The 22312-nt window shown below is 36.9% G+C and carries 26 protein-coding genes; 15 read left to right on the top strand and 11 right to left on the bottom strand.

Annotated elements, in window-relative coordinates; all coding sequences use genetic code 11:
- The first annotated feature begins 76 nt into the window (after positions 1 to 76).
- From rbfA to tyrA, 3 genes are all read left to right on the top strand, one after another.
- Positions 77 to 463 carry a 30S ribosome-binding factor RbfA gene (gene rbfA / locus C3V42_RS00300; protein ID WP_005628626.1) on the top strand — a complete coding sequence of 129 codons (387 nt, stop codon included), beginning with the start codon at positions 77 to 79 and terminating at the stop codon, positions 461 to 463.
- The gene (truB, locus tag C3V42_RS00295; protein WP_106013247.1) at positions 463 to 1383 is read left to right on the top strand and encodes a tRNA pseudouridine(55) synthase TruB; all 921 of its coding nucleotides are present in this window, start codon (positions 463 to 465) and stop codon (positions 1381 to 1383) included. The genes rbfA and truB overlap by 1 nt, the downstream gene beginning before the upstream one ends.
- A gap of 89 nt (positions 1384 to 1472) precedes the next feature.
- Entirely contained in the window at positions 1473 to 2597 is a 1125-nt protein-coding gene (tyrA, locus tag C3V42_RS00290; RefSeq protein WP_164994199.1) for a bifunctional chorismate mutase/prephenate dehydrogenase, read from the top strand.
- A 33-nt stretch (positions 2598 to 2630) separates the two neighbouring features.
- On the opposite strand, the gene queF is transcribed toward tyrA, so the two are convergent.
- The 5 genes from queF to C3V42_RS00265 are packed head-to-tail and all read right to left on the bottom strand — an operon-like array spanning position 2631 to position 6358.
- The gene (queF, locus tag C3V42_RS00285; protein ID WP_106013245.1) at positions 2631 to 3470 is read right to left on the bottom strand and encodes an NADPH-dependent 7-cyano-7-deazaguanine reductase QueF; all 840 of its coding nucleotides are present in this window, start codon (positions 3468 to 3470) and stop codon (positions 2631 to 2633) included.
- Positions 3471 to 3524: 54 nt separating this feature from the next.
- Entirely contained in the window at positions 3525 to 4310 is a 786-nt protein-coding gene (locus C3V42_RS00280) for a Zn-ribbon-containing protein (protein WP_106013244.1), read from the bottom strand.
- Positions 4301 to 4681, bottom strand: coding sequence for a SufE family protein (locus C3V42_RS00275; RefSeq protein ID WP_106013243.1), 381 nt, complete (start codon positions 4679 to 4681; stop codon positions 4301 to 4303). Before C3V42_RS00275 ends, C3V42_RS00280 begins: the two co-directional genes overlap by 10 nt.
- Complete coding sequence (locus C3V42_RS00270) at positions 4678 to 5877, bottom strand: cysteine desulfurase (protein WP_106013242.1); 1200 nt, start codon at positions 5875 to 5877, stop codon at positions 4678 to 4680. The genes C3V42_RS00275 and C3V42_RS00270 overlap by 4 nt, the downstream gene beginning before the upstream one ends.
- Positions 5867 to 6358: a thermonuclease family protein gene (locus tag C3V42_RS00265; protein ID WP_164994198.1), complete on the bottom strand. Its 492-nt coding sequence runs from the start codon at positions 6356 to 6358 to the stop codon at positions 5867 to 5869. Before C3V42_RS00265 ends, C3V42_RS00270 begins: the two co-directional genes overlap by 11 nt.
- 315 nt (positions 6359 to 6673) lie before the next feature.
- On the opposite strand from C3V42_RS00265, the gene C3V42_RS00260 reads away from it, so the two are divergent.
- The 4 genes from C3V42_RS00260 (at position 6674) to C3V42_RS00245 (ending at position 11336) form a co-directional block, all read left to right on the top strand.
- Positions 6674 to 7105 carry a CidA/LrgA family protein gene (locus C3V42_RS00260; RefSeq protein ID WP_106013241.1) on the top strand — a complete coding sequence of 144 codons (432 nt, stop codon included), beginning with the start codon at positions 6674 to 6676 and terminating at the stop codon, positions 7103 to 7105.
- A 20-nt stretch (positions 7106 to 7125) separates the two neighbouring features.
- A complete protein-coding gene (locus C3V42_RS00255; protein WP_065264778.1) occupies positions 7126 to 7821 on the top strand; it encodes a CidB/LrgB family autolysis modulator in 696 nt (231 codons plus the stop codon).
- Positions 7822 to 7943: 122 nt separating this feature from the next.
- Positions 7944 to 9299, top strand: a complete 1356-nt coding sequence (locus tag C3V42_RS00250) for an anti-phage deoxyguanosine triphosphatase (protein ID WP_106013240.1) — start codon at positions 7944 to 7946, stop codon at positions 9297 to 9299.
- 93 nt (positions 9300 to 9392) lie between these two features.
- Positions 9393 to 11336: an ABC transporter ATP-binding protein gene (locus C3V42_RS00245; protein ID WP_106013239.1), complete on the top strand. Its 1944-nt coding sequence runs from the start codon at positions 9393 to 9395 to the stop codon at positions 11334 to 11336.
- 28 nt (positions 11337 to 11364) lie between these two features.
- Here the strand turns inward: C3V42_RS00245 and can are convergent, their stop codons facing one another.
- Both can and asnS read right to left on the bottom strand, forming a co-directional pair.
- Positions 11365 to 12054: a carbonate dehydratase gene (gene can / locus C3V42_RS00240; protein ID WP_005633627.1), complete on the bottom strand. Its 690-nt coding sequence runs from the start codon at positions 12052 to 12054 to the stop codon at positions 11365 to 11367.
- Positions 12055 to 12129: 75 nt separating this feature from the next.
- On the bottom strand, positions 12130 to 13533 hold the full coding sequence (asnS, locus tag C3V42_RS00235; RefSeq protein ID WP_106013238.1) for an asparagine--tRNA ligase: 1404 nt from the start codon (positions 13531 to 13533) through the stop codon (positions 12130 to 12132).
- Positions 13534 to 13651: 118 nt separating this feature from the next.
- On the opposite strand from asnS, the gene sohB reads away from it, so the two are divergent.
- Positions 13652 to 14713, top strand: coding sequence for a protease SohB (gene sohB, locus C3V42_RS00230; RefSeq protein WP_106013237.1), 1062 nt, complete (start codon positions 13652 to 13654; stop codon positions 14711 to 14713).
- Positions 14714 to 14905: 192 nt separating this feature from the next.
- Positions 14906 to 15760 carry an OmpA family protein gene (locus C3V42_RS00225; protein WP_106013236.1) on the top strand — a complete coding sequence of 285 codons (855 nt, stop codon included), beginning with the start codon at positions 14906 to 14908 and terminating at the stop codon, positions 15758 to 15760.
- Positions 15761 to 15823: 63 nt separating this feature from the next.
- Here C3V42_RS00225 and ytfE read toward each other — a convergent pair whose 3' ends face one another.
- Complete coding sequence (gene ytfE / locus C3V42_RS00220; RefSeq protein ID WP_106013235.1) at positions 15824 to 16495, bottom strand: iron-sulfur cluster repair protein YtfE; 672 nt, start codon at positions 16493 to 16495, stop codon at positions 15824 to 15826.
- Positions 16496 to 16736: 241 nt separating this feature from the next.
- Here ytfE and C3V42_RS00215 point away from each other — a divergent pair, with 241 nt between their 5' ends.
- From C3V42_RS00215 to cspD, 4 genes are all read left to right on the top strand, one after another.
- Complete coding sequence (locus tag C3V42_RS00215) at positions 16737 to 17051, top strand: YqcC family protein (protein WP_106013234.1); 315 nt, start codon at positions 16737 to 16739, stop codon at positions 17049 to 17051.
- Complete coding sequence (truC, locus tag C3V42_RS00210) at positions 17051 to 17770, top strand: tRNA pseudouridine(65) synthase TruC (protein ID WP_106014291.1); 720 nt, start codon at positions 17051 to 17053, stop codon at positions 17768 to 17770. The genes C3V42_RS00215 and truC overlap by 1 nt, the downstream gene beginning before the upstream one ends.
- Positions 17763 to 17915, top strand: a complete 153-nt coding sequence (locus C3V42_RS00205; protein WP_048952672.1) for a YoaH family protein — start codon at positions 17763 to 17765, stop codon at positions 17913 to 17915. The genes truC and C3V42_RS00205 overlap by 8 nt, the downstream gene beginning before the upstream one ends.
- A 149-nt stretch (positions 17916 to 18064) precedes the next feature.
- On the top strand, positions 18065 to 18283 hold the full coding sequence (cspD, locus tag C3V42_RS00200; RefSeq protein WP_048952671.1) for a cold shock domain-containing protein CspD: 219 nt from the start codon (positions 18065 to 18067) through the stop codon (positions 18281 to 18283).
- 65 nt (positions 18284 to 18348) lie between these two features.
- Here cspD and matP read toward each other — a convergent pair whose 3' ends face one another.
- Positions 18349 to 18795 carry a macrodomain Ter protein MatP gene (gene matP, locus C3V42_RS00195; RefSeq protein ID WP_048952670.1) on the bottom strand — a complete coding sequence of 149 codons (447 nt, stop codon included), beginning with the start codon at positions 18793 to 18795 and terminating at the stop codon, positions 18349 to 18351.
- Positions 18796 to 18916: 121 nt separating this feature from the next.
- Between matP and C3V42_RS00190 the strand changes: the two genes are divergently transcribed.
- Complete coding sequence (locus C3V42_RS00190; RefSeq protein ID WP_164994197.1) at positions 18917 to 20683, top strand: Lon protease family protein; 1767 nt, start codon at positions 18917 to 18919, stop codon at positions 20681 to 20683.
- 164 nt (positions 20684 to 20847) lie between these two features.
- Positions 20848 to 21381: a bifunctional 3-hydroxydecanoyl-ACP dehydratase/trans-2-decenoyl-ACP isomerase gene (fabA, locus tag C3V42_RS00185; protein WP_048952668.1), complete on the top strand. Its 534-nt coding sequence runs from the start codon at positions 20848 to 20850 to the stop codon at positions 21379 to 21381.
- Between the two features lie 84 nt (positions 21382 to 21465).
- Here fabA and hybG read toward each other — a convergent pair whose 3' ends face one another.
- A complete protein-coding gene (hybG, locus tag C3V42_RS00180; protein ID WP_106013232.1) occupies positions 21466 to 21741 on the bottom strand; it encodes a hydrogenase maturation factor HybG in 276 nt (91 codons plus the stop codon).
- A gap of 29 nt (positions 21742 to 21770) precedes the next feature.
- Positions 21771 to 22280, bottom strand: a complete 510-nt coding sequence (gene hybE / locus C3V42_RS00175; RefSeq protein WP_106013231.1) for a hydrogenase-2 assembly chaperone — start codon at positions 22278 to 22280, stop codon at positions 21771 to 21773.
- Positions 22281 to 22312: the final 32 nt, after the last annotated feature.

Below are 22312 nucleotides of genomic sequence, written 5' to 3'. Positions count from 1 at the left end.
GGTTGAAAGGGATTTTTGCGTGCTAAATCCAATGATTTCCAGTAGAATGGGGCGCTTTTATAAATAAGGAATAATTATGGCAAGAGAATTTAAACGTAGCGATCGCGTCGCTCAAGAAATACAAAAAGAAATTGCAGTCATTTTACAACGCGAAGTGAAAGATCCTCGTATTGGGATGGTGACGGTTTCTGATGTGGAAGTGTCGAGTGATTTATCTTACGCAAAAATCTTCGTGACTTTTTTATTCGATCACGATGAAACGGCAATCGAGCAAGGCATGAAAGGCTTAGAAAAAGCATCGCCTTATATTCGTTCGTTACTAGGCAAAGCGATGCGTTTACGTATCGTGCCAGAGATTCGCTTTATTTACGATCAATCCTTAGTGGAAGGGATGCGTATGTCAAATCTTGTGACAAATGTTGTGCGTGAAGATGAGAAAAAACACGTTGAGGAAAGCAACTAATGTCTAGACCTCGTAAACGCTGGCGTGATGTTGATGGTGTGTTTTTGTTGGATAAACCACAAGGCATGTCATCAAATGATATCATGCAAAAGGTAAAGCGTTTATTTCAAGCGAACAAAGCGGGGCATACTGGCGCGCTCGATCCGTTGGCTACGGGAATGTTGCCGATTTGCTTGGGTGAAGCAACTAAGTTTTCACAATTTTTGCTTGATGCCGATAAGCGTTATCTTGTTACGGCAAAATTAGGCGAACGTACCGATACTTCCGATGCGGAAGGGCAAGTCGTGGAAACGCGTGAAGTTCATGTTGAAACTCAGCAAATTTTGACCGCACTTGAACAATTTCGTGGTGATATTTTGCAAGTACCGACAATGTTTTCTGCATTAAAACATAACGGTAAACCGCTTTATGAATATGCGCGCCAAGGTATTACAGTTGAGCGTGAGGCACGCCCAATTACGATTTTTGAACTCAATTTTATTGAATATAACGCGCCTTTTTTAACTTTAGAAGTGCATTGTTCAAAAGGCACTTATATTCGCACTTTAGTCGATGATTTGGGTGAAGTGCTAGGTTGTGGCGCGCATGTGACAATGTTACGCCGTACAGCCGTAGCGGATTACCCCGTAGCAGAAATGATGCCAATTGATGAGTTACAACTGCTCACTGAAAGTTTTCCATTAAGTGAATTAGATCGTCTATTACTGCCAACCGATACCGCTGTAAGTAAATTGCCCGCTTTGCATTTGGATGCAGAGCAGAGCAAAGCCATTGGTTTTGGTCAGAGAGTGAAATTTGCTAACGACCAGCAATTAAGTGGCCAAGTGCGGTTATTTTCAGCGGAGAATTTATTCTTAGGCGTGGCATTGATCGACGGGAATATTATTCGCCCACAACGGTTAATCACGCAATCTGCATAACCTAATTGCCTTTCTTATAAAATTCTAGTAATCTCATCTGTAATTAATTTTTTACAAATTGTGTAAACTAAATTTTGCAGGTGAGTTTTATGGAAGCCCTTAAGGATTTACGTTCTGAAATTGATTCGCTTGATCGCGAACTTATCCAACTTTTTGCTAAACGTCTTGAGTTGGTTTCTCAAGTCGGTAAAGTTAAACATCAACATGGATTACCTATTTATGCGCCAGAGCGTGAAATAGCAATGCTCCAAGCGCGTCGTTTAGAAGCTGAAAAAGCAGGCATTTCAGCAGATCTGATTGAAGATGTTCTACGTCGTTTTATGCGTGAATCCTATGCCAATGAAAATCAATTTGGCTTTAAAACCATCAATTCTGATATTCACAAAATTGTTATCGTGGGCGGTTATGGTAAATTGGGTAGTTTATTTGCTCGTTATTTACGTGCATCTGGCTATCCAATTTCTATTTTAGATCGTGAAGATTGGGCGGTAGCTGAAAGTATTTTAACGAATGCTGATGTCGTGATCGTTTCTGTTCCTATTAATCTCACCTTAGAAACAATTGAACGTTTAAAACCTTATTTAACGGAAAACATGCTACTTGCAGATTTAACCTCTGTTAAGCGTGAACCGCTAGCGAAAATGCTTGAAATCCATTCTGGTGCTGTTTTAGGTTTACATCCGATGTTTGGGCCAGATATTGCAAGTATGGCGAAACAAGTGGTTGTACGTTGTGATGGACGTTTTCCTGAACGTTACGAATGGTTACTTGAGCAAATTCAAATTTGGGGCGCAAAAATTTATCAAACCGATGCCACAGAACACGATCACAATATGACTTATATACAAGCCTTGCGCCATTTTTCAACTTTTACGAATGGTTTACACCTTTCCAAACAGCCCGTTAATCTTGCTAATTTATTGGCGCTTTCTTCCCCTATTTATCGCTTAGAACTTGCGATGATTGGTCGTTTATTTGCGCAAGATGCAGAGCTTTACGCAGATATTATTATGGATAAGCCAGAAAATTTAGCGGTAATCGAAACACTAAAACAAACTTACGAAGAAGCCTTAACTTTCTTCGAAAATAATGATCGTCAAGGTTTTATTGATGCTTTCCACAAGGTGCATGACTGGTTTGGCGATTATTCCGAACAATTCTTAAAAGAAAGCCGTCAGCTATTGCAGCAGGCAAATGATTTGAAGCAAGGGTAGTAAAGTGCGCTGAAATTTCACCGCATTTTTCTTTTACTGTCTCGCCAATCTTAAATTTTCAGGTAAATTCTCAAAATTAGAACGGAATGGGTTGATGTCTAATCCACCACGACGAGTATAGCGTGCGTAAACAGTGAGTTTTTCTGGTTTTGCGTAGTGCATTAAATTGCAAAAAATACGTTCGACACATTGTTCGTGGAATTCATTGTGTTGGCGGAACGATACAACGTAACGCAATAATTTTTCGTGATTGATTTTTTTACCAATATAATGAATATGTAACGTTCCCCAGTCTGGCTGATTAGTAATCAGGCAGTTAGATTTCAATAAATGGCTGACTAATTTTTCTTCGACAATTTTATCAGATACACAATCTTTCAGCCAATCAGCATTGAATTCGTAGCTGGTAATTTCAATATCTTGTTCATCAATGCAATCACCTTGTAAATGATCAATTTTTTGAGAATCATAAACTGCCACTGAATTTAACCGCACTGTTACATCGCCTTGCGCGCATTCGCTTAAATCGCGTTGCATAGTTTGTTGAACAGCATTGAAGTTGGCAAATTTGCTTTGGTTGAAGCTATTTAAATAAAGTTTAAAACTTTTTGACTCAATCAAATTTTGGCTTTGATAATCCAGATAAATGTCTGCGATAGCTACTTGCGGTAAGCCTTTTTCGTTGAGCCACGAGATTTCATAAGCCGTCCAAATATCGGCACCAATGGTAAAAGGCTGGTTTTCGGTAATGCCCAATCCATCGCGATTTAACGCGCGTGGCACAGGCTGTAATAAAGTACGGTCATATTGAGAGGCATATTCTGTTTTTTGACCGAGTTTTAAGGATTTTAAGCTGTTGTCTTGGTAATTCATTTTTTCTCCGATTAGGTGTTCGAATTTTGCAAATTTCGATACTTTATAAATTAATTACAAAAAATTCCACGATAGATTCGAAACTAATCGACAGGTATCGCATTTAAAATGAAAGGTATCAAAAATCGCGTTTTTTAACGCCCAGTTTGCGCCACAAGAAGGGCAGCACCGGGATTTTTCAGATTCTAAAGATTGCCCACCTACACGATATAAATAATAGTAAGTCGGTATGCCTGTTTCTTTTTCTATTTCTTGGGCTAAATAACGTCCGTGTTTTGAAAGCGTGCTTTGATGATCCGAAATTTCTGCCAAAGATTGTTGTTCTAACACTGCACCATTCATTTGTAGTTGATCGCAGGCTTGCCAATTTTCTTGCCATTTAATCAGATCTTGGCTTAAGTGCGGTTGATTTTTTAGTTGTTTATACAAAGGGATTGGTGCGAAATTTTCTCCGCTGTGAATTGGCGAGCAACTTTGTAAATGGGTTGTATAAAGCACTTGCCAATCTGGCGAGGAATTTTCTGCTGTTTGATCTGAATTGAAATCATCGCCCACAAGTTGAAAACCATCAAAAATTACACCGCACTTTTCGGCTTCTTGTAATGCTCGATTCACTTCTGCGTTATTATTTTGCGGGAAAAGACTATCTTGCTCAGGGCAAATTACACGCATAGCAAAGCCTTGTGCGCCATCTTCTTCCGCTAAATATAAAGGAATCTCACGTCCGATAATTTGCCCGTTATACCGCCATTGATCGATCACGGCATTAAGTAAACGACTTTGTGATTCAATATTATTTTCGAGCGCAGTTAGGCGAAAATAGGTTTCGATTAAATACATAAATTTTTTAATTGCTGTCCGATTTGGTTTAAGCCGTTTAAACGTGTTTCGCTTAAACGTTGTGAAATGCCAAGTTCGCTAAAAAATGTAGTAATATCAAATGTATTCAATTCATCCGCTGTTTTGCCATTGATTTGATTGAATAAAATCGAAAGCAAGCCATTCATAATTCTGGCTTCGCTAAATCCGTTGAATTGAAAAGTGCGGTTATTTTTAGGCATAATTTGAAACCACATTTGTGCTTCGCAGCCAGTAATGGGTTGCATTTGAGCGAGTTCATCATCGCTTGGGCGAGATAAATTTTTGCCAGCTTGAATAATCAGGCGATAGCGATCTTCCCAATTTTTAGCTTGTTTTAATTGTTCTATCATTGTAATAAATCCAGTGCTTTATCTAAGGCGGTGAAGAATGCCTCTACATCTTCCTGCGTATTATAAGGGGCAAAAGACAGGCGTAATGTTGTGCGTTCGCCTAAGCGTGCCAAATAAGGCTGGGCACAATGTTCTCCCACACGAAGCGCAATATTTTGTTCGCTCAAAAGTGTAGAAAGATCGGAACAGTCAATGCCATCAAATATAAAGCAAACAAAGGTGCTTGGTTGAGGGGAATTGAATAATCGGCAATTCTCGTAAGATTTTAACCGCACTTTGACGGATTCAGCCAAGGATATGGCGTGCTGTTCTGCTGCGGTAAAATCCCATTTTTGTAACCAATCCAGTATAGCATTAAAGCCAATAACCCCAGCAATATTGGGTGTACCCGCTTCTAAACGATAAGGCAATTCGGCAAAAGTAATACGATCATTTGATACACGATCAACCATTTTTCCACCGAAAAAGAGCGGTTGAAGTTGAGAAAGTGCGGTCAATTTTCCTGTTAAAACGCCAAGCCCATTTGGGCCATAAATTTTATGGGCAGAAAATGCGAGGAAATCCGCATCTAAATCTTGTAAATCAATTTTGATATGACTAATCGCTTGTGCTGCATCCACTAAAACCAACGCATGATTATGTTTTCTAATAAGTTGAATCAGGCGTTTAATCGGCTGTTCTGTGCCCGTGACATTTGAAACAAAATTTAGCGCAACGAGTTTTGTTTTTTCAGAAAGGGCAGAAATAAGCGCATTTTCATCAATTAGCCAATTATCTAAAATCGGTAAAACTCGAATTTTTGCACCGCACTTTTTCGCCGTTTCGTGCCAAGTGACAAAATTGGCATGATGATCTGCTTGGCTAATCAGAATTTCATCTTCTGCGTTTAATTGCGGTAGTAATCCATTTGCCACTAAGTTTATTGCGTGAGTTGTACCCGAAGTCCAAATAACAGCGCGTTTATCTTCTGCATTAATTAATTCTTTAACTTGTGTGCGAGCCTGTTCATATTGCGCAGTTTGGGCAGCATCATATTGGCTACGATGCACTGAACCTGCAGACGCATAAAATTCAGCAGTGCGATCAATTAACACTTGAGGTTTCAACGCGGTGGCGGCGTTATCTAAATAAACAACCGCATCTTCATGTTGAAAATAGGGAAATTCTTGACGGAAAGTTTGATAATCAAAAGTCATATTGATTTTTCTCTTGTCTGCGCCATTGACTTGGTTCAATTGGATTATTGTCCGCCCAAAGACCAATTCGTTTGGCTTGTGCATTTTCTTGCGCTTGAAGATAAATCGGATCATGGGAATATTGCTTATAAGCCCATGCCATACCTTGTTTAACCATTTCTAAATTAATATTTTTATCATGATAATAAACAATCGCCAATGTGCGTTGATAGCGATCTTGACCTTTTAAAGAAAGACGCACATCACGAAGATAGACCATATCAGACAACGCTTTTTTAGATTTTTGTCCAAAAGCTTGTTTTTTCTCTGGTGCATCAATTTCGGCTAGTCGCACTTTGATTTGCTTATTGCCTTTTGTAAGGCAAGTTAAAGTGTCGCCATCGCTGATACCCACAACACGACAATTACCTTTCTCACTGGAGCAAGCGGAAAGCACGGTTAAAAAAAGTAAAGAAATTAAAATTAAGCAGTTTTTCATCATTAACCTTGGTAAATTGGCGCTATTGGTGCCAATAAGTGTGTAGAGTATTCCATTTTATAGGTGATATAAATGTGGGGACAGATTGTTTAAGATTCATGGTTAATAAGGTGGAACATTGTAACAAATCTTAAGCCTGATGAATAATAGCTGGTGATTTGATTGTGTTTAACTCTTTGTAATTTGATATCAAAATTTGATCGAGCTCACATTTTTTTCAGATTACGCCCGATTTTATTTAAAAATAGGTGGTCAATTTTCTCTTAAAAGGCGTAAAATCTTTTTTAAACATTATCAAAAAAGTTGAAAAGGTCGAATATGGTTCAAAAGGTGTTTTTATTGGCCCGTTCTTTGGTCATTTTATACATTATGTTATATCTCGGAAATCTTATTGCACATTATGTACCTGTAGGTGTACCTGGGAGTATTTGGGGATTGTTATTGCTCTTTTTAGGTTTAACAACACGATTAATTCATTTAGATTGGATTTATTTAGGCGCGAGCTTATTGATTCGTTTTATGGCGGTGCTTTTTGTGCCTGTAAGCGTTGGTATTATTAAATATTCTGATTTATTAAGAGAACAGGTTAATATTTTATTACTTCCCAATATTGTAAGCACATGTATTACATTAGTTGTGATTGGTTTTTTTGCCAATCATTTATATCGACTCCAATCTTTTACACATAAACGGAAAAAAGTAATAAAACGTCGCCAAGTTCAAGAGAAACAAATAACTGAAAACATGTAGTCTTTATTTGGATGTCAATTATGCAGCAGTACGCAATTTATCTTTATACATTTTTAACAATTTTCGGATTTTGGCTTGCATTACAAATTAGTAAACGTTGGAAATCAGTCATTTTCAATTCATTTATCTTAACCGTGTTGATTCTTGTGGTAATTTTGGTTGTAGGCAAAATTCCATATGATGATTATATGGCTGGGAATGCACCAATAAACAATTTGCTTTCATTAAGTATCGTTGCTCTTGCTTTGCCGCTTTATGAGCAACTTCGCCAAATTGCCAAACAATGGAAAATCATTCTTTCAACGGTTTTCATTGCCTCTTTTTTAGCAATGTTAAGTGGTGCACTTTTAGCATTTCTTTTAGGTGCAACACCTGAAATGGTTGCAACAGTTTTACCTAAATCTATTACAACGCCTATCGCGATGGAGGTTTCTCGCCATTTAGGCGGAATTCCTGCTGTTACCGCCGTAGGGGTTGTTGTTGCAGGTTTGCAGGGCTCTGTTTTTGGTTACCTTGTATTAAAAAAATTAGGTATTAAACATCAAGAAGCTATAGGACTTTCCGTTGGTTCAGTTTCTCATGCACTTGGTACTGTAAGTTGTATGGAAACTAACTCAACAGCAGGAAGTTATAGTTCTATTTCTCTCGTGCTTTGTGGGATTATTAGTTCTATTCTTGCCCCATTTGTATTTAAGCTCATTTATTTCTTTGTTTAAATATCAATAAAAATTCAACCGCACTTTATTTATTCTAGATTTTGTTTGTTCCAGATAAAGTGCGGTTGTTTTTTGTGCTAAATGATTAGATAATGCAGAAAAATTAAATAAAACAAAGCGATATGAAACCACTCATCATTGATTCTTCTTGGACAGAACGTTTTCTTCCCGATCCTCCACGCGAAAAAGATAATCGTCCACCATTTCGTCGCGATCGTGGGCGAATTTTACATTCTGCCGCCTTTCGTTGCTTACAAGCGAAAACTCAAATACACGCGATTGGTGAAAATGATTTTTACCGTACCCGTTTAACTCATTCTTTGGAAGTCGCACAGATTGGTAGTAGTCTCGTTGCACAACTTAAATTTTTAGAAACCATTGAAAGCCTTTCGCAAACGTTAAATATTGATAAAAATGAGTTACAAAAGCAGATGAAACCTTTATTGCCGAGTAACGATCTTATCGAAAGTTTGTGTTTTGCGCATGATATTGGGCATCCGCCTTTTGGGCATGGTGGCGAAACGGCATTAAATTATATGATGGGAGAGCAGGGCGGTTTTGAAGGCAATGCACAAACCTTTAGAATTTTAACGAAACTTGAGCCTTACACTGAAAATGCAGGGATGAATCTAACACGTAGAACACTATTAGGTGTAGTGAAATATCCCGCGTTGTTAGATGTAGCTTCGCCTCAATATGAAGAACTTAATTTTTCTCGCAATATTGATCCGCGTTTTGTGCGTATTCATGATTGGATTCCAGGAAAAGGCATTTTTCGCGATGATTTAAAAATGTTTAATTGGTTGCTGGAAAATCTTTCTGAAAATGACCGCACTTTATTCTGTCAATTTAAAAAAGTGCGGGAAAATCCAGCTGAATCTTTACATACTCGTTTTAAATCTTTGGATTGCAGCATTATGGAATTGGCGGATGATATTGCCTATGGTGTGCATGATTTAGAAGATGCCATTGTGACCGGCGTTGTCAATCCTCATCAATGGCAAGCGGCACATTCCGCATTAAAACAAATTCCGTCAGCTTGGTTGCATGAAAACATTGATTCAATTAGCCAACGACTTTTCTCTGATAAACATTTTGAACGCAAACAAGCGATTGGCGCATTGGTGAACTTTTTTATTACCAATGTGCGGTGGAAATTAACGGCAAATTTTGATGAACCTTTGTTACGTTATAACGCAGAGTTGCCACCTGAAGTGATCGCTGCACTTGGTGTATTTAAAAAATTCGTTTGGGATTATGTAATTCGCAATGTTGATACCCAACGAATCGAATATAAAGGGCAGAGAATGTTGACAGAAATGTTCCAGATTTTTGAATCTGATCCAGAACGTTTATTACCGCGAAATACTGCAAATCGTTGGCGTAATGCACCAGAAAAAAGGAAGAAACGGATTATTTGCGATTATATTGCAGGCATGTCAGATGCACACGCATTGCGGGTATATCAACAACTTTGATTTAAGAGTGAATCCCATCGAATTGATGGGATTTTTTATGCAAACCGTATAGAATAGTGCGGTTAATTTTCACTGAATTTTTATGGGGCAGTTGTGGCATTAATTAGTTTAACCAATGGATATCTTTCCTTTAGTGATGCACCTTTGTTAGATCACGCAGAACTACATATCGAACCGAATGAACGTGTTTGTTTAGTTGGGCGTAACGGCGCAGGTAAATCAACTTTATTGAAAATCATCGCAGGCGATGTGCTCATGGATGATGGCAAAATCCAATACGAAAAAGATCTTGTGGTTTCTCGTTTAGAGCAAGACCCACCGCGTAATGCGCAAGGCAACATTTTTGATTATGTCGCGGAAGGGGTTGGCCATTTAACGGATTTATTGAAAGAATATCATCATATTTCTGTTCAATTGGAAGAAAATTACAGTGATCAAATTTTAAGTCAATTAGAGCAAGTTCAGGCTAAATTAGAACACGCTGATGGCTGGCGATTTGAAAATAAAATCAATGAAGTGTTGTTAAAACTGGGCTTAAATCCAAACACAAAATTATCCGCACTTTCAGGCGGTTGGTTACGCAAAGCGGCACTAGCACGCGCATTGGTGTGCGATCCTGATGTGTTATTACTTGATGAACCAACCAACCACTTGGATGTGGAAGCCATTGAATGGTTGGAAAATTTCTTACTCGATTTTCAAGGTAGCATTGTATTTATTTCCCATGACCGTTCTTTTATTCGCAAAATGGCAACACGGATTGTGGATTTAGATCGCGGTCAATTAGTGTCTTATCCGGGCAATTACGATTTATATTTAACCACAAAAGAAGAAAATCTACGCGTTGAAGCCTTGCAGAATGAATTATTTGATAAACGTCTTACACAGGAAGAAGTGTGGATTCGCCAAGGTATCAAGGCTCGCCGTACAAGAAATGAAGGGCGAGTGCGTGCATTAAAAGCAATGCGTGAGGAACGCCGTCAACGCCGTGAGGTAATGGGTACAGCTAAATTACAGTTAGATACCTCAAGTCGTTCAGGCAAAATTGTCTTTGAAATGGAAAATGTGAGCTATGAAGTCGCGGGAAAAACTTTGTTAAAAAATTTTTCAACAACCATTTTACGTGGAGACAAAATTGCGCTTGTTGGGCCAAATGGCTGTGGAAAAACTACGTTTATTAAATTATTGCTGGGTGAAATTCAGCCAACATCAGGAAAAATTCGTTGTGGCACTAAATTAGACATTGCTTATTTTGACCAATATCGTGCTGATTTAGATCCTGAAAAAACCGTAATGGATAATGTGGCAGATGGTAAACAAGATATTGAAGTCAATGGTGTAAAACGCCATGTACTAGGGTATTTGCAAGATTTCTTGTTCCCGCCAAAACGTGCAATGACGCCAGTTAAAGCCTTATCGGGGGGAGAACGAAATCGTTTATTGCTTGCAAAATTGTTGCTCAAACCAAACAATTTATTGATTCTTGACGAACCAACCAATGACCTCGATGTAGAAACATTGGAGCTTTTAGAAGAAATTTTGACTGATTATCAAGGCACATTATTAATTGTGAGTCATGACCGTCAATTTATCGATAATACTGCGACAGAGTGTTATTTATTTGAAAGTGAGGGGCGTTTGAATAAGTATGTGGGGGGATTCTTTGATGCTAAACAGCAACAAGCCAATTTCTGGGCAAGCAAAGCCGTGGAAGAGCAGGCTAAAGCGAAGAAAACTGAACCGCTAAAAGAAGAAAGTGCGGTGAACAATGACCGCACTTCTAAGCCGAAATCAGTAAAACTTTCTTATAAAGAACAACGTGAGCTAGAACAACTTCCACAACTATTGGAAGAGTTGGAAACTAAAATCACCGTACTTCAAACTGAAATAGCCGATCCAGCATTTTTCCAACAGGCTCATGATATTACCGACGCTAAATTAAAAGCATTGGCGGATACTGAAGCCGAATTAGAAACAGCATTTTTACGCTGGGAAGAATTGGAAGAAAAGAAAAATTTGGCTGAAAGTAAAGCTTAAAAAAATAACGCCCGAAAGGGCGTTTTCTTTAGATATTTTCAAGATGATCTTTTTTCAAAATACTTTCTTCATCAAGCGTTGATAAGCGCGAGATAGCATTACGGTAAGAAATTTCAAGGGTTTCTCTACTGGTTGCCATTACGCCTTGATCCACTAAAAATCCATCATTTACATCATATACCCAGCCGTGCAATGAGAGTTTTTGTCCGCGTTCCCAAGCACTTTTTACAATTGAAGTGCGTCCAAGATTGTAAACCTGTTCCGCTACGTTAATTTTAGTCAACATATCCGCTCGTTTTTCTGGGGAAAGTTTACCGAGAAGATGACCGTGTTTAAACCAAATATCGCGAATATGAAGAAGCCAGTTGTTGATAAGTCCTAAATCTTTATCTGTCATAGCAGCATGAATACCGCCACAGTTGGTGTGGCCACAGATAATAATATGTTCAATTTTAAGTACATCGACGGCATATTGCACAACAGAAAGGCAATTAAAATCGGTGTGAATTACTTGGTTAGCAACATTACGGTGTACAAAAAGCTCACCCGGTTCAAGATTCGTCAATTTCTCAGCGGGGACACGGCTATCAGAACAACCAATCCAAAGGTAATGTGGCGTTTGATGATCCGCAAGTTCTTTGAAGTAAGTCGAATTTTCTTCTTTCATTCTTTGTGCCCAACTGTAATTATTGGCAAAGAGTTGTTTAATTTTATCCATTTTACTTTCCTTAAAATTCTGAAAAAATTGACCGCACTTTGGCGTAAGTGCGGTCAATATTAAAGTTAAATTGAATTAGAAATTCGCATTTCTTGGCGCGCGTGGGAATGGAATTACATCACGAATGTTTTGCACGCCAGTTACATAGACGATTAAACGTTCAAAACCAAGACCAAAACCAGAGTGTGGAACGCTACCGTATTTACGCAGATCGCGATACCACCAATAATCATCTGGGTTTAATCCCATTTCTTCCATTCGTTTATCAAGCACGTCTAAACGTTCTTCACGTTGTGAACCACCGATGATTTCACCAATTCCTGGTGCTAACACGTCCATTGCCGCCACAGTTTTTCCATCATCATTTAAACGCATATAGAATGCTTTAATGTCTTTTGGATAGTTTTTCACTACAACTGGTGATTTAAAATATTCTTCCGCCAAGAAACGTTCGTGTTCAGAAGAAAGATCGATACCCCAAGAAACAGGGAATTCAAATTTCTTACCCGATTTTAATAACACATCAATGGCGTCAGTATAGTCAATTTGCGCAAAATCTGAGTTTACAAAGTTTTCTAGACGCGTAATAACATCTTTATCTACGTGTTTTTCAAAGAATTGTAAGTCATCTTTACGCTCAGACAATACTGCACGGAATACGTATTTCAACATATCTTCTGCAAGTTTTGCGTTATCCGCTAACGTTGCAAATGCTACTTCTGGTTCAACCATCCAGAACTCAGCTAAGTGACGGGTGGTATTTGAGTTTTCTGCGCGGAATGTTGGACCGAAGGTATAAATTTTGCTTAATGCACAAGCATAGGTTTCGCCGTTTAACTGACCTGAAACCGTTAAAAATGATTCTTTACCGAAGAAATCTTGGCTGAAATCAACGTTTCCATTTTCACCACGCGGAAGATTTTCTAAATCAAGTGTAGAAACACGGAACATTTCACCCGCACCTTCAGTGTCTGATGCAGTAATTAATGGGGTTGCCACCCAATAGAAACCTTGCTCATGGAAGAAACGGTGAATTGCTTGAGATAAGCAATGACGAACACGTGCAACTGCACCAATAATATTGGTACGAGGGCGTAAGTGAGCTACTTCGCGTAAATATTCAATAGAGTGGCGTTTTGCTGCCATTGGGTAAGTATCTGGATCTTCAACAAACCCTGTCACTTCCACTTTTTCTGCTTGTAATTCAACCGCTTGTCCTTCTGCAGGTGATTCAACGACTTTACCCGTTACAATCACAGAACAGCCCGTTGTTAAACGTAAAATTTCGCTTTCGTAATTTTCAATATCGTTATTAATAATCGCTTGAATTGGATCAAAGCAAGAACCGTCATAAACCGCTAAGAAAGATAAGCCAGCTTTAGAATCGCGACGGGTACGTACCCAACCACGTACAGTGACGGTTTCACCAATCGCCACTTTTCCTTGTAATACATCAACAATTGATGCTACGTTAGACATATAAACCTCTATAACTAAATGTAATTTTACGTAAAAATAGAGATATTTTACCTGAGTATGGAATTTTTTCCATAAAAAAGTATAGAATGGAGTGGATTATTCATCGTGAGGAGAAACAATGTTAAACGATATTTTAACGGGCTATGGAATTTTTGTTTTAGAAATTTTGACGGTTTTATTAGTGATTTTAGTCATTGTGAGCTTAATTATTTCACATCGTCAGAACAATAAAGTGAAAGTAGGCGAGCTGGAAATTAAGGATTTATTGGAAGAATTTGATAGTCAAGTTCGAGTGTTGCGCGATTTTAATTTTTCTGAAGAAGAGCTAAAACAACAAGCTAAAGCAGAGAAAAAAGCTGAAAAACAAAGAGCCAAAAAACGTAAAGAGAAATTAAAAAAAGGTGAAACTGTAGATGACGAAAAGAAAGGTTGTGTATATATCTTAGATTTTCATGGTGATATTTCAGCATCAGAAACAACCGCACTTAGAGAAGAAATTTCAGCAATCTTAAGTGTCGCAAAACCAGAAGATGAAGTATTACTACGTTTAGAAAGCCCAGGTGGTATTGTGCATGATTATGGGTTTGCCGCATCTCAATTAGCTCGTTTAAAACAAAAAGGAATTAAGTTAACGATTGCGGTGGATAAAGTAGCAGCAAGTGGAGGTTATATGATGGCTTGTATTGCTGATAAAATTGTATCAGCTCCGTTTGCTATCATTGGGTCGATAGGTGTGGTTGCACAAATTCCTAATATTCATCGTTTATTGAAAAAATATGATGTGGATGTAGATGTAATGACCGCTGGAGAGTTTAAGCGAACTGTAACAATGCTAGGTGAAAATACCGAAAAAGGTAAACAAAAATTCCAACAAGAATTAGAAGAAACACATCAATTATTTAAACAATTTGTTTTACAAAACCGTCCTCACTTAGATATAGATAAAATAGCAACAGGAGAGCATTGGTTTGGAACGCAAGCGCTAGAATTGAAATTGGTTGATGAAATCACTACAAGTGATGATTTGATTTTAGATAAGATGAAAGAAAAACGAGTTCTTGCGGTGAAATATCGATTGAAAAAATCGTTAATAAAAAAATTAGGTCGCCAGGCAGGAGAAAGTTTAGCGAATATTATTTATAGTTATATGATGAAGAAGGTAAATAATTTTATTCAATAAACTTTAATTTCTTTACATTATCTTTACAAAAAAAAACGGTTGATTTAGGCAAAATCAAGTAATTTGTTATTTACAAGGTAAAGTTTTGCCATTAGTATATGCACCGAAACTTTGAAAGTTTTGTTCTTTGAAATTTATAAAGTTTAGTTATCCCTTTAATTTAGGGATTTTACAAATTAAAAGGTAAAACAAATGAAATTATCTCGTATTTTATTATCTACTGTTGCAATCGCAACTGTAACAGCTTGTGGTAACTTAAGCAAAGTAACAGATGCTGGTACACCAGAATATAAAGATGTAAATGGTGAGCAAGTACCACAATTGGTGTGGCCAAAAATTGATACATCAGGTTTTAATCATGATGGTAGCCAATTTGGTACATGGCCAAACTGGTCTAATGTTCGTTTGATCGAACGTGGTCAAAATAAAGATCAAATTCGTCAATTAATCGGTGATCCTCATTTTGCTGAAGGTTTATACGGCGTAGAAGAATGGGATTATGTATTTAATTATCGTGAAAATGGGGTTCACAAAGTTTGTCAATATAAAGTGTTATTTGATAAAAACCATAATGCACAATCTTTCTTTTGGTTCCCTAATGGTTGTAACGGTAATTCTGCATTCAGTTTAAGCGGTGATTTCTTATTTGATTTTGATAAAGATACTTTAACTGCGCGTGGTAAAGAAGTCGTTGATAATGTTGCAAATCAATTAAAGTCAACTGGTGCAAAAGATGTTAAAGTTGCAGGTTATACTGACCGTTTAGGTTCAGATTCTTATAACTTAAATCTTTCTCAACGTCGTGCAAACCGTGTTAAAGCACGTTTATTAGAAGATGGTGTTGTTGCTCAGATCAACGCAGTTGGATATGGTAAAAATCCACAAGTTAAGGCTTGTGATGATGTAACAGATAAACAAGCGTTAAGAGAGTGTTTAAGACCTAACCGTCGTGTAGAAGTGACGGCTTCTGGTTCTGTATTAAAATTACAGGAAGGTAGTCAATCTAATGGCGGTACTCAAGGACCAGCTCCTTTATACCAAAAATAATTTAGGTATTTACGTCATTAGAAACATAGGGCTAGATATTTTATCTAGCCCTTTTTACATAAATTATTTTTCTCTTAATACTCTAGAGAATAAAATATTGTTCTCTAAATGAATATGATGCATAAGGTCATCAATAAACTCATTAATCCCACTGTATAGGGCTTTCCAACTAAAACAAGCATCAGCCGGCGCTGTACAATGATTAGTGAGAGATTTAACGACTTCTACATCTTGCCCTGCTTCATCATGCTCCATTTCCATTACACGGATTGGCATAGCTGCCATCATATAATTTTTGGCCTTAATCATTGGGAAAAGAATTTGTTCTTCTTTCATTAAATGTTGACTTAATTCTATGTAAATTTTTTCTAGTTGTGCGGCTACACCAATTGGGCAATCTTCACGATCACCATGTACATTTTCAACTTTTTGAGCCAAGGTAATTAATTCAGGTAGCTGCTCTCGATGGCGATTATGGTAGCGTGTAATAATATGATCGATAATTTCGTCATAAGGTGCAACATTCCAATCTTTATCATTATTTTCTGATTTACTTTGTTGTAAATAAGCTAAGCGCGTTTCAATCTCAGCGAGATTAAGATTTTTTTGCTGTGCGGCAACTTCTAGTAATATAGAACCACCGCAACAAAAATCTAAATCATATTCACGAAAAATTTTGGTTGCTCCTGGGATAGAAACTGCTAATTCGCTAAGTTTTTGTTGGGCAAAAGACATAAATCACTCCTTCTTAAATGAAATAGAATAAAACCTATCAAAATAGTAGGATATTTTCTTTGTAATGGAAAGTGTTTATATTCATTTCTTGATAAAATGATGACTTAAATCAAGAAAAATACTTCATAATAGGGAGATTAAGTAGTAAGGAAGATGATGATTAACGATTAAAATTATAGTGTTTTTGCGAAATAATATGATTTTTTGTAGAATAAGCATTATATTTTTTAGAGGAATTATTATGCGTAATCAAACAAAAAAGTATATCCAGAAATTACAAAATGTTATGCATTCTTTGTCATTATGGCAAAGTATTCCTCCAGCAGCTGATGCTTTTCTCAGTGAAGAACCGTTTTCTATTGATACGATGTCTGCTCAAGAATGGTTACAATGGGTATTTATTCCACGTATGCTAGCATTGCTGGAAAGTGGTGCACCATTGCCAAATCAGATTGCAATTTCCCCTTATATTGAAGAAGCAATGAAAGAGTTTGATGAATTAGAACAATTATTGTCTCCTTTAATAGCCTTAGAAGAATTATTGAAAAATCAATGATATTAGAGATTCTATATCAAGATGATGTACTGATTGCGGTGAATAAGCCTGCAGGAATGATGGTGCATCGTAGCTGGCTTGATCCTCACGAAACACAATTTGTCATGCAAACTTTACGAGATCAAATTGGTCAGCATGTATTTCCTGTTCATCGTCTCGATCGTCCCACATCTGGTGTCTTATTGTTTGCATTAAATAGCGAAATTGCCAATATATTATGTCAGCAATTTGAACAGCGATGTGTAGATAAATCTTATTTAGCCGTCGTAAGAGGATATTTAGAGGGAAGGGACATCATTGACTATCCATTAAAAATTCAATTAGATAAAATTGCAGATAAATTATCCCAAGAAGATAAACCTCCTCAAGATGCCATAACTAAATATGAAGGGATAAGAACTGCAGAAATGCCTTATCCGGTTGGGCGTTACCAAACTGCACGTTATTCTTTAGTGAAATTGATTCCTTATACTGGGCGAAAACATCAATTGCGGCGACATATGAAACATATTTTTCATCCAATTTTAGGGGATACTCAATATGGCGATTTACATCAGAATCGTGCATTAACTACTCATACAGGTTGTCAACGATTATTTTTGCATGCTTATGAATTAATATTTATTCACCCTATAACAAAAGTAGAGATAAAGCTCACTGCAGGTTTAGATGAACAATGGTTAAAATTAATGAATAAATTAGGATGGGAGAATGTTTGATATTATTTTAACGCATGAACAACAACAAAAAGCAGTAGAACAAATTCAAGCCTTGATGGCTAAAGGTGTAAGTAGTGGTGAGGCTATCCAAATTGTAGCAAAGGCGATACGAGAAGCACATAATCATAATAAAAAGGCATCATAAAACTAATTTTTTGTGATCTAGTTATCATTTTTGAAGATTTCTCATTGCATTATTTCATAAAATGACTGAACATATTAACCATACGAGGTGATAAGGCAATCGCCTTATTGGTATTTTGTTTTAATAGGCAAAGCCTAGAGAGGTCTTTTATGGAAATTGGTGTAGTGAAATGGTTTAATAATGCAAAGGGATTTGGTTTCATTTCCGCTGAGGGTGTAGATGCCGATATTTTTGCTCATTATTCTGTTATTGAAATGGAAGGGTATCGCTCTTTAAAAGCAGGGCAAAAAGTACAATTTGAAGTGATTCATGGAGACAAAGGCTCTCATGCCACAAAAATTATCCCTATAGTGGATAACCAGGAGTAATGATCTTGCTCTGATTTTCTCTATTTAGTCCTAAGTAAAAAGACAAGAATTGCAGCTTGTCTTTTTTATTTGAGTAAATTCTTCAAGCTGTTTTTCATTGCAGCCATTTGATTTTCAAATTGTGCTTTACTTTCTCGCTCATCAATCATATAGGTAATAGTTTCTGATAATGTCATTTTCATTTTGCGAGAATATCTTGAAAGACGTTGCCATACAGCATATTCTAAATCAATAGACTTCTTTTTTGTATGCTGTTTTTCACCATTAAAAAAGCGTTTACGGCGCGCCCGAATAGCCTGATCTAATTTAATTGGAAGTGCTGGAGAAAGATGGTTTTTTATCCATGCTTCTATTTTTTCGGGATAATGTTGACAGGCTAATAATTCTTGTGATTTTGCCTCTTGTAGACTGCGTTCTTCATAACATGTAATATTTTCTCCTTCACGGTATTTTCGAATGAGATAAATCCATTTCCAATTAGCTTCTTGATTTTCAAGTTTTTGATATTTCATGTTTTAACTATTCAGTGACGTGGTAACTCGACTAGTGTAAGTCTTTTTAAATGAATTTTCTAGCAGATTTTTACAAGCGTATGAAATATGCGATAATAGCCCTAATTTTTTCAAAAAGAGAGTGACTGTGAGTTCATTTTTTCCTCAACAAGCCTTGGATTGGCAAGAGTTGCAACCAGATCTAGCTATAACTGAATTCCCATCAGAGACGGTTGATTTTTGGTCATTACAACCTAATGCTAAACAGGCTCTATCTGTATTTTTACGTCATCCTAGTCGTTTTTTGCTAATGCTTAAAGCTGATGATCAAGCTGAATATGCTTCGTTATTGGAATCCTTTACTAAGTTGCATCATCATCGTGAACAATCGGTTTTTGGTGTAAATTATGTTGTTGAGCAAGGAGACGCTTTTTCTTTTCCACGTGTTTATACAGAGGTGGCCCATTCCCTAGACGATAATTTTGCTACGCCAGGTGAGGTGGTGAACGCACTTTATTGTGATCAATTTCAATTGTTTGGTTCTCTTCGTGTTCATCCTAGTTCGCATGATATTCAACTAAATCCTGGATTAGTTCATCGTGCAAATGGAGGAGTATTAATTTTAAGTGCAGCAATGCTATTATCTCAGTTTGACTTATGGTTACGACTAAAGCAAATTTTACAAACACAAACTTTTGATTGGTATTCAGCTCATCCTTTTAAACACTTGCCCTGCGATGTGCCTAGCTATAACCTTAATTTGAAAGTTATTGTGCTTGGAAGTCGTACAGAATTGGCAACTTTAGGTGAGTTAGAAGAATCATTATATTCTTTTGCTGATTATGCTGAAATTGAGAGTTATATTTCAGTGGCAGAAGTTGAATCTCAAAAGATGTGGGCTGGTTATGTGAAGAAAATAGCACAAACACTTAATGTTGAAATGAATTTTTCTGCACTCAATAAATTATATAAATTATTAGTACGCGAAAGTGAAGATAGATTTCTCATCAATATTTCACCTCTTAAACTTAAAGAAATACTACAAGATGTAGTGACATTAACGGGTAATTCAATATTAAGTGCGGATGATTTTGAAGCTGTTTTTCAAAGAAAATCTGTACAACATGGCTTTTTAAAAGAGCAAACTTATTCTGATATTTTAAATGAACAAGTCTATGTGGAAACTCAAGGGGAAATTGTTGGACAGATAAATGGGCTTTCAGTAATTGAATATCCAGGCACGCCGGTGAGTTTTGGTGAACCATCACGTATTAGTTGTATTGTCCAGTTTGGTGAAGGGGAAGTTATTGATGTTGAAAGAAAAAATGAGCTTGCAGGAAATATTCATAGTAAAGGTATGATGATTGCTCAAGCTTGTCTTTCTAATATTCTTGATCTCCCTTCTCAATTGCCTTTTTCTGCATCATTGGTGTTTGAACAGTCTTACGGTGAAATTGATGGTGACAGTGCATCGCTTGCAATTTTCTGTGTATTGGTGAGTGCTTTGTCTGATTTGCCACTACCTCAAAACATTGCGATTACAGGTTCTATCGATCAATTTGGTTTGGTTCATTCAGTAGGCGGTGTAAATGATAAAATTGAAGGATTTTTCACAATTTGTCAGCGTCGTGGATTAACAGGCAAGCAAGGAGTGATTATTCCTATGACAACTATACAGCAACTGAGTCTATCTGATGAAGTTAAAAGTGCGGTAAAAAATAATGAATTTTTTATTTATCCAGTAGAAGATATTTATCAAGCCTGTGAGTACTTATTTGAACGTGATTTATTAGATGAAAATAAAGAATATTCAGAAAAAACAATGCCTATTTCTCGTTTAATTCAACGTAGGATTGAGAATCGGCTCGATTCTGAAAAAAAAGGATTTTGGGATTTTTTTAAATCTTAATTAAAAAAGCGAACATTTGTTCGCTTTTCTTTTAGTTATAATTAAACGGCACTGATCCGACTAGTTCTGCTAACAAGTGTTCGCTATTTACAGATTTATTTATTCTTTCTAGAATATACTCAATCAGTATACTACTGAAATTATCATGTATATAGGAAGGTAAAATGCAAAACACTTGTACACCTAATAAAAAAAGCAGTTATTCATATGATGATTTGCTTGCATCAGGTCGTGGTGAGTTATTTGGTAACGATGGGCCTCAATTGCCTGCACCAACGATGTTAATGATGGACAGAATTATCGAAATGAATGAAGAAAAAGGCGCATTTGGTAAAGGTTATATTGAAGCAGAGCTTGATATTACCCCTAATTTACCTTTTTTTGGCTGTCATTTTATTGGTGATCCAGTTATGCCTGGGTGTTTAGGGTTAGATGCAATGTGGCAACTTGTAGGATTCTACTTAGGCTGGATTGGTGGCAAAGGAAAAGGTAGGGCATTAGGAGTTGGTGAAGTAAAATTTACTGGACAGATTTTGCCAACGGCTAAAAAAGTGATCTATCGAATTAATATGAAACGTGTTATTAATCGTAAGCTTGTGATGGGTATGGCTGATGGTGAAGTTGAAGTTGATGGACGTATCATTTATACCGCTACAGATTTAAAGGTAGGTTTATTTCAAGATACTTCAGCATTTTAGTTTTATAGAGTGGACAGGTATATCCTGTCCTACTCTTATAGGATTAAGCGATGAGATAAATTACATCGGATCAGTATGTTATCTTTATTTTTGATTTAATCCTAAAAAATCCCCAACTTCGTGTTCGAGCTGGCTCATAGCAAGTAAAGCTTCTTGAGTTTTCTTGGCTTCATCTTCATCAATAACACTCATTGCAAAGCCTACATGAACGAGCACCCATTTGCCAAGTAAATCGGCAGAATCTCCCGTGCAGACTAGTGAAATATTCACATCACGTTGTACGCCACATACATCCACGGTGGCAAGTTGAAGAGCGCTTTCGCCAATTTTAACAATTTGGCCTGGAACACCTAAACACATAATACTTTCACTCCTATTGAAATTTATGCCTATTTTACTATCGCACGGAATAAGTTACGTCGATCTGGATCAAAAGTTGTTGCTTTTGTTGGCATAGATAAAATCATTCTGAGGCAATCTTGCGCGAGTTGAGCTGCTTGAGTATTTGTCATGGCAGGATCAATCGGAGAATGAAGGGAGCAACTAAGATATTGTGGAATATTTTCTAAACTACTCACTGTGAACGTGAAGGTTTTATAGGGCAGTTGCACTGAAAGTTTATCGCCAATTTCGCGCGGTTCCCATTCTTGATCTTTGCCTGGCAAAATGACAATACTCAACATCCAAGGTGTCACAATTGTACCTATCCATTGGTTTTCAAAAAGTATAAATTTAGGGCAATAGCAGTCGATACCTTTTCGATAGAAAGGAAGATCTTTCATTTCTCCTGCAACTTTTCGCATTTCGTTTTGGAAGATTGAAGATGGATCTTCGGCGAAGCCTTGAATGACACCTTCAAGTGCGGTGGTATTTTCTGGTGTTTTTTCGTGTCGATACATAATTATTAAAATTTACAGCGAGGTGAATTTCA

Source organism: Haemophilus sp. oral taxon 036 (genome assembly GCF_002998595.1).
GTDB classification, from domain to species: Bacteria; Pseudomonadota; Gammaproteobacteria; order Enterobacterales; family Pasteurellaceae; genus Haemophilus; species Haemophilus haemolyticus_K.
Note: the sequence above shows the minus strand (reverse complement) of the source record. Positions and strands in the feature narration are given on the sequence as shown.

What these genes read in the sequence shown, in the direction of transcription:
- rbfA (WP_005628626.1), top strand. Translation starts at nt 77, where the DNA reads ATGGCAAGAGAATTTAAACGTAGCGATCGCGTCGCTCAAGAAATACAA.
- truB (WP_106013247.1), top strand. Translation starts at nt 463, where the DNA reads ATGTCTAGACCTCGTAAACGCTGGCGTGATGTTGATGGTGTGTTTTTG.
- tyrA (WP_164994199.1), top strand. Translation starts at nt 1,473, where the DNA reads ATGGAAGCCCTTAAGGATTTACGTTCTGAAATTGATTCGCTTGATCGC.
- queF (WP_106013245.1), bottom strand. Translation starts at nt 3,470, where the DNA reads ATGAATTACCAAGACAACAGCTTAAAATCCTTAAAACTCGGTCAAAAA.
- C3V42_RS00280 (WP_106013244.1), bottom strand. Translation starts at nt 4,310, where the DNA reads ATGTATTTAATCGAAACCTATTTTCGCCTAACTGCGCTCGAAAATAAT.
- C3V42_RS00275 (WP_106013243.1), bottom strand. Translation starts at nt 4,681, where the DNA reads ATGATAGAACAATTAAAACAAGCTAAAAATTGGGAAGATCGCTATCGC.
- C3V42_RS00270 (WP_106013242.1), bottom strand. Translation starts at nt 5,877, where the DNA reads ATGACTTTTGATTATCAAACTTTCCGTCAAGAATTTCCCTATTTTCAA.
- C3V42_RS00265 (WP_164994198.1), bottom strand. Translation starts at nt 6,358, where the DNA reads ATGATGAAAAACTGCTTAATTTTAATTTCTTTACTTTTTTTAACCGTG.
- C3V42_RS00260 (WP_106013241.1), top strand. Translation starts at nt 6,674, where the DNA reads ATGGTTCAAAAGGTGTTTTTATTGGCCCGTTCTTTGGTCATTTTATAC.
- C3V42_RS00255 (WP_065264778.1), top strand. Translation starts at nt 7,126, where the DNA reads ATGCAGCAGTACGCAATTTATCTTTATACATTTTTAACAATTTTCGGA.
- C3V42_RS00250 (WP_106013240.1), top strand. Translation starts at nt 7,944, where the DNA reads ATGAAACCACTCATCATTGATTCTTCTTGGACAGAACGTTTTCTTCCC.
- can (WP_005633627.1), bottom strand. Translation starts at nt 12,054, where the DNA reads ATGGATAAAATTAAACAACTCTTTGCCAATAATTACAGTTGGGCACAA.
- asnS (WP_106013238.1), bottom strand. Translation starts at nt 13,533, where the DNA reads ATGTCTAACGTAGCATCAATTGTTGATGTATTACAAGGAAAAGTGGCG.
- sohB (WP_106013237.1), top strand. Translation starts at nt 13,652, where the DNA reads ATGTTAAACGATATTTTAACGGGCTATGGAATTTTTGTTTTAGAAATT.
- C3V42_RS00225 (WP_106013236.1), top strand. Translation starts at nt 14,906, where the DNA reads ATGAAATTATCTCGTATTTTATTATCTACTGTTGCAATCGCAACTGTA.
- ytfE (WP_106013235.1), bottom strand. Translation starts at nt 16,495, where the DNA reads ATGTCTTTTGCCCAACAAAAACTTAGCGAATTAGCAGTTTCTATCCCA.
- C3V42_RS00215 (WP_106013234.1), top strand. Translation starts at nt 16,737, where the DNA reads ATGCGTAATCAAACAAAAAAGTATATCCAGAAATTACAAAATGTTATG.
- C3V42_RS00205 (WP_048952672.1), top strand. Translation starts at nt 17,763, where the DNA reads ATGTTTGATATTATTTTAACGCATGAACAACAACAAAAAGCAGTAGAA.
- cspD (WP_048952671.1), top strand. Translation starts at nt 18,065, where the DNA reads ATGGAAATTGGTGTAGTGAAATGGTTTAATAATGCAAAGGGATTTGGT.
- matP (WP_048952670.1), bottom strand. Translation starts at nt 18,795, where the DNA reads ATGAAATATCAAAAACTTGAAAATCAAGAAGCTAATTGGAAATGGATT.
- fabA (WP_048952668.1), top strand. Translation starts at nt 20,848, where the DNA reads ATGCAAAACACTTGTACACCTAATAAAAAAAGCAGTTATTCATATGAT.
- hybG (WP_106013232.1), bottom strand. Translation starts at nt 21,741, where the DNA reads ATGTGTTTAGGTGTTCCAGGCCAAATTGTTAAAATTGGCGAAAGCGCT.
- hybE (WP_106013231.1), bottom strand. Translation starts at nt 22,280, where the DNA reads ATGTATCGACACGAAAAAACACCAGAAAATACCACCGCACTTGAAGGT.